Below are 4,012 nucleotides of genomic sequence, written 5' to 3' on the forward strand. Positions count from 1 at the left end.
GCCTATGACTGGGCCCTTGACAATGAGGCCGTGCATGTCTGGGAACACCTGACGCTGCTTGCGGCCGCCACCTTCTTCTGGCGAATTATCCTGACCAGCGGCGATCGCCGGCTGAGCCCCGGCATGGCGGTGGTCCTGGTGTCGCTCGTCGGCATCCAAGGGGCATTCCTATCCGCGCTGATCATGTTCGCCTCGCATCCGCTCTATGGCGCCTATGCCGGCAATCCGCTCGACGACCAGGTGCTCGCGGGCGTCCTGATGTGCATTCCCGCGTCGTTCGTCTACCTCGGCAGCACCATCTGGGCGCTGTGGCGGATGCTCGGCAACAGCCGCCTGCGTGTATATGACGGGGAGGCGTGAAAGTGGCGGCGGGCGTGCGGCGACATTGGAAGTGGTGGCTCGCGGCCGTCGTGCTGGCCGGGCTCGTTGTGGCGATCTATTTCCTGAAGCCGGTAACGGGTCCGGCGCGCGACCTGACGCTGGCGGGAAATGCCGCTAGCGGCGCCTACCTGATCCGCCTCAGTGGCTGCGACGCCTGCCACACGGACCACGAGCACAACGGTCCCGCTCTGGCCGGGGGCAAGCCGTTGAAGACCAAGTTCGGCGTGTTCTATCCGCCCAACATTACCCCTGACAAGAAAACCGGGATCGGCAACTGGACCCTGGCGCAGTTTTCGAACGCGCTGAGCAACGGCATTGGTCCGCACGGGAAAAATTTCTATCCGGTCTTCCCCTATAATGACTTCACACTAATGAGCGATCAGGAGGTCGTGGATCTCTATGCGGCGGTCATGGCGACGCAGCCCGTGTCGCGCGAGGCTCCGGCAAATCGCGTGATCTTCCCTTTCAACATCAGGTTGTTCATTTCCGGGTGGAAGAACCTTTTCTTTTCGCCGCATCGCTATCAAAACGATCCGGCACATTCGGCCCAGTGGAACCGTGGGGCCTACCTTGCCAACGGTCCCGCCCATTGTGTCACCTGCCACTCTCCCCTCAACGCGCTTGGCTCCGTCGTGCAGGGCAAGCGCTTTACCGGTAATCCGTTTGAAGGTCCGGGAGGCAAGGCGCCGCCCCTTACACCGGCCGCGTTGCTGCAGGGTGGTTACACCAGGGATGGCCTAGCTCAAACCCTCAAGACCGGTGTCACCCCCAATGCCGGCAAGGTCGGCAAAGAAATGGGGCTGGTGGTGACCGACGAGACGTCGCACTGGACGGACGACGATCGCAATGCAGTCGCGGATTACCTGTTGAATTTGAAGTAGCGATTCGGCCTCTTTGACCGCGGTGCACAGGTTTCGGGCTGGCGGAACACTGGATCGAGCCTATGTAGGCGTTAACGGAATTACTGCAATCGCGATGATCTTCGTCTTGCCCGATATTTGATATTCCGAATATGGGCTTTCCTTGTCCTGGCAGCTTCCCTATCGAGCGAATCCGGACTGTCAAAGCCAGCCGCTGCTGAAGCCGGCCCGGCGCAGGCCGCGCACCACATGCGGGCAGGCGCGCATCAACTTCCATAGAAAATCCGATCGATAGTTCTCGATCATCAGCACGATCGGTCCCTGATTCAGCCCGAGGTGATCCGGCGCAACCCAGCCGGCGGGGTGATCGCTGCCCGGTTTGAGCGTCGGGTTGAAACTCGCCTTGAAGCCGTAGGAATTGTCGAGATTGAGCTCGATATCCTGGAAATAGCGCAGGGCCGGCAGGACGATCTCCGGGGCGAACGGCAACGACGCAGCCGTCGCCCAGGGCGATAGAGTGCCGTCGTCGGGACCAAACGGCGCTCCGCGGGCTCGATAGCCGTAAAAGCGCCGCTCGATGCCGCCGATCCGCCTTGTTTGCCACCCTGGCCCGTCGCTGGCCGTCACGCCCCAACTCGTCCCATGGTACCCGTCGAATTCGAGCGGATTGCGAATCGCGTATTCGCGTTGAACATGGGTGGCACGGCTGCTGTTCTCGAAATAGTCGCTGTCATGTTCGCGCATGAAGGCATCTCGAATGCCCCGGAAATCGAGCCAGATATGCGAAAGCTGATGGATGAACAGCGGGCCCGCATACGCAAATTCCTGACCGTAGATCTTCTTCCAGAGATAGGAGGCGAGCCATGCCGCGTAGCTTTCGCGCGGCAGAGCGTGCGTCGGGGAACCCAGCCCGAGCACATAGAGGATCAGCGCCTCGTCGTAGCCTTCCCAGCGGTAGCCGATGAAGCCGCTCTCCGGCGTCCAGCCGTGGGTGACAGTGGCGCCGCCATTGCGCGCCCAGTCCCAGTCAACCCGTTCATAGAGTGCCTCCGAGAGGATGCGGATTTCCTTCTCCTCCTCGCTGTCCTCCCGGAAATAGGCGCCTGCGGTCAGAATGCCGGCAATCAGAAGCGCGGTGTCTATCGTGGACAGTTCGCATTGCCATACGCGCCGACCTGTCTGCATGTCGAGGAAATGGTAATAGAACCCTTTGTATCCGGTGGCGTCGGGTTCGGTGCCTTGTGCGCTGTTGCGGAAGAAACGCATTGTGGTCAGAGTCCTCGCGCAAGCCTGCTTGCGCGTCATGAAGCCTCGCGCCACGCCAACTGGATACGAGGTGAGCGCTAGCCCGACAGCCGCTATGCTGGCGGGTGAACCTTTTCTGGTCCTGTCGGCGACGAGACCGTTTGCCTCATTGGCTTCGTAAAGGAAGTAGTCGAACGTTTTGCTCTGAAGGGTCGCCAGGAGGTCATCGTCGAGCGCTTCCTGCTTGGGCTCATTCTGCATGCGAGCTCCTGTATGCATATTCTGGCGCCACCAGTCCGCTGGGTGGTGTCCAAGACTTGACAGGGAACATACCAGGACGATCAGACGTCTGATGTTGGGGATTTCTCATTGGATATTGATTGTTTTGGGACGAGAATTCTGGTCGCCGTCCCCCGAAGCCGATCCCCAAACCGTTGAGGCCCGCGACACGAGCAGCAAGGTATGATCGTCGGGGTCACGCATCAAGCGGTGGCTGTCGGCGGCCTGGGTCGCGGGAACCTCGTACACAAGACGCGTGCAGGCGATGTCGTTGCTGCGAGCCGCAGGTTGGACTGGCATTCGTCGATCGCGCACGTTGCGATAACATAGCAGTTCCAGATGCGGGGTATCGCAGGACAGTGCCAGGGCAGTGACATCAACCTGGGCGCCCGCGACATCGTCCAGCCGTTCCTGGGCGGCGCCGAAATTGAAGGAGCGTGCTGACACAACAAGGCCGAGCTTTTGGTAAAACGTGACGCTTCGGGCCGAGTCAGAAACGCTGATTGCCGAATGGTCGATGCCAAGAAAAATTTCGCCGGCCGGCATCTCGGTCCACCGGCGATCACCCCCATCCGGGAAAGTGAGCAATTCGAGGGGATGGCCCTCGGGATCGCGGAACTTGAACGCGGTGACTCCACCCGAAGATTGCGGCAGGCGCTGCGGCCCGCCAATCGAGATGGGTTTCCAGCCCGCCACGCACGACAGCCGCTCAAAGGCTTGCTCAATATCCGCGACCACAATCGCCAAGTGCTGGAAGCGAAGGTCGGATGACGAGGAGTCCTCCGGATAGGTCACGCCCGGCACGTCGAACTGCAGGAGTTCGATGATTTCGCAGCCGAGGCCCAGCGTGATACGATCGGCGCCGCCGTGAACATCCATCAGCCGTTCGAACTCGGGGCCGGCGAGGCGGTCCGCCGCGATTCTGCGGCAACCGAAAGCGGCTTCGTAAAAACGCGCGGCGCTTGCGGCGTCAGCTGTGGTGAGGCTGAAGCGAACAAGCCTGTCGATGCGCTGAGATTTGGCGGTCATGGCCATGCCGCGCCCCGGCAATTGAGGAAAATCGCATAGAGCGTGTGAGAGCCGCCGATGAACAGCCTGTTTCGGGCCAAGCCGCCGAACGTCAGGTTGGAGACGCGATAGGGAACGAGGACCTTGCCCAGCAATTCGCCATTGGGCGCAATGCAGTGAACGCCGTCGGCGGCGCTCGACCAGACGTTGCCATTCTCGTCCACGCACAGCCCGTCGGC

5 protein-coding genes are annotated in these 4,012 nt (G+C 61.1%); 2 read left to right on the forward strand and 3 right to left on the reverse strand.

What is annotated here, in order from left to right; all coding sequences use genetic code 11:
• Both EN925_RS26130 and EN925_RS26135 read left to right on the forward strand, forming a co-directional pair.
• Positions 1–360: cytochrome c oxidase assembly protein (locus EN925_RS26130; protein WP_164894394.1), on the forward strand; the 360-nt coding region annotated here is incomplete at its 5' end.
• A gap of 2 nt (positions 361–362) precedes the next feature.
• On the forward strand, positions 363–1,262 hold the full coding sequence (locus EN925_RS26135) for a cytochrome c (RefSeq protein ID WP_127370441.1): 900 nt from the start codon (positions 363–365) through the stop codon (positions 1,260–1,262).
• A gap of 180 nt (positions 1,263–1,442) precedes the next feature.
• Here EN925_RS26135 and EN925_RS26140 read toward each other — a convergent pair whose 3' ends face one another.
• The 3 genes from EN925_RS26140 to EN925_RS26150 all read right to left on the reverse strand — a co-directional run.
• Positions 1,443–2,747, reverse strand: coding sequence for a glucoamylase family protein (locus EN925_RS26140; RefSeq protein WP_127388271.1), 1,305 nt, complete (start codon positions 2,745–2,747; stop codon positions 1,443–1,445).
• Between the two features lie 105 nt (positions 2,748–2,852).
• Positions 2,853–3,800, reverse strand: a complete 948-nt coding sequence (locus tag EN925_RS26145; RefSeq protein ID WP_127369830.1) for a VOC family protein — start codon at positions 3,798–3,800, stop codon at positions 2,853–2,855.
• Positions 3,791–4,012 (reverse strand): SMP-30/gluconolactonase/LRE family protein (locus EN925_RS26150; RefSeq protein ID WP_206632934.1); only part of this gene is annotated, 222 nt, incomplete at its 5' end. The genes EN925_RS26150 and EN925_RS26145, both read right to left, overlap by 10 nt.

It is taken from the genome of Mesorhizobium sp. M7A.F.Ca.US.006.04.2.1 (genome assembly GCF_004022915.1).
Classification (GTDB): domain Bacteria; phylum Pseudomonadota; class Alphaproteobacteria; order Rhizobiales; family Rhizobiaceae; genus Mesorhizobium; species Mesorhizobium ciceri.

Bases quoted from the DNA above. Each gene is read 5' to 3' on its own strand.
- EN925_RS26140 (WP_127388271.1), bottom strand. From the start codon at position 2,747: ATGCAGAATGAGCCCAAGCAGGAAGCGCTCGACGATGACCTCCTGGCG.
- EN925_RS26145 (WP_127369830.1), bottom strand. From the start codon at position 3,800: ATGGCCATGACCGCCAAATCTCAGCGCATCGACAGGCTTGTTCGCTTC.